The sequence below is a fragment of the uncultured Arthrobacter sp. genome (genome assembly GCF_902805515.1).
Lineage (GTDB): Bacteria > Actinomycetota > Actinomycetes > Actinomycetales > Micrococcaceae > Arthrobacter_D.
Genome location: NZ_CADCTE010000060.1, coordinates 1 through 1,068, shown reverse-complemented (window position 1 = coordinate 1,068; position 1,068 = coordinate 1). Strand labels below are relative to the sequence as shown.

Sequence of the window (1,068 nt, the reverse complement as noted above, 5' to 3'; positions counted from 1 at the left end):
CTTCCCGGGGCATTCACATCAGGTTCATATCCGGCCCCTAGCTTGGAAGGTAACGGAATCAGCGGTTGGTGCCGGCACCACCCGATCTTGCCTGGCATCCGCCCCACATCAGAAAGGTGATCATCCATGAAAAAGCTGATCGTAGGCTCGCTCGTCACGTTCGCGCTGGTCGCAAGGGCCCGGGCGCGGTCCCGGCATGCATTCCGGAGACACGGCGGGCCGCCCTGGGCGCATACCGGACCGGGCTGGTGGCGGGAGGGTCGGCGAGGTCAGGGACATGGGATCGGGAAGTCCGGCAGGTTCGCACATCACACGACAGGGGAATTCATCTAATGAAAGAACGCTGGATCTTTGGCACGCTGCTCGTCCTCCTGATTGGAGGTATCGCCGCCGCCATCTACTGGGGAGGCAACGATGACTGGAATGGCTGGCGCGACGACCGCGTACAAGTCGTTCGGGTCGCCGATGACGGCACAACCACCACCGCGGGCGCTGGCGATACGATCGTTATCGAGGGTGGTCGCCCATTCTTCTTCCCGTTCGGGCTCCTGATCTTCCCGCTGGTATTCTTTCTCTTCTTCGGGCTTCTCCGCGGCACCATCTGGGGCGGTCCACGGGGAGGACCCGGATGGCGTGGCGGCTATGACCCCGATGCCCTGAACGAATGGCATCGCCGCCAGCACGAGGGAGACCGGACCAGTGCCAACGACGGGGCAGCCGGCTCGTCCTGACCCGACCGGCATGACAGCCTCGACCGACCCGCCCGGGCAATGGTCCCGTTCGGGTCGGTTGGCCCTCCGCTATCGCGCAGAAACGATGGATCCTTGACCACGACCACCATCCTCATCGTCGATGACGAGCCAGCTCTCGTCCGGCTCACCCGCGACTACCTCGTGCGGGGCGGATTCCGCGCCGTCACCGCGGCCGACGCCGGTGACGCCCTGCACCGGTTCCGGGCAGACCGGCCCGACCTGATCGTGCTCGATCTCGGGCTCCCGGACCGGGACGGGCTCGACGTGATCCGCGAGATCCGCCGCACGTCTGCCCTGCCGATCATCATTTTGACCG

2 protein-coding genes are annotated in these 1,068 nt (G+C 65.4%); both read left to right on the top strand.

Annotated features, from left to right (window positions below; translation table 11 throughout):
* Window positions 1-332: 332 nt before the first annotated feature.
* Window positions 333-731 (top strand): hypothetical protein, encoded by a 399-nt coding sequence (locus QZX79_RS04895; RefSeq protein ID WP_294565442.1) that lies wholly within the window; start codon window positions 333-335, stop codon window positions 729-731.
* A 93-nt stretch (window positions 732-824) separates the two neighbouring features.
* On the top strand, window positions 825-1,068 hold a 244-nt coding region (locus QZX79_RS04890), incomplete at its 3' end, for a response regulator (protein ID WP_294565439.1).

Bases quoted from the DNA above. Each gene is read 5' to 3' on its own strand.
- QZX79_RS04895 (WP_294565442.1), top strand. From the start codon at position 333: ATGAAAGAACGCTGGATCTTTGGCACGCTGCTCGTCCTCCTGATTGGA.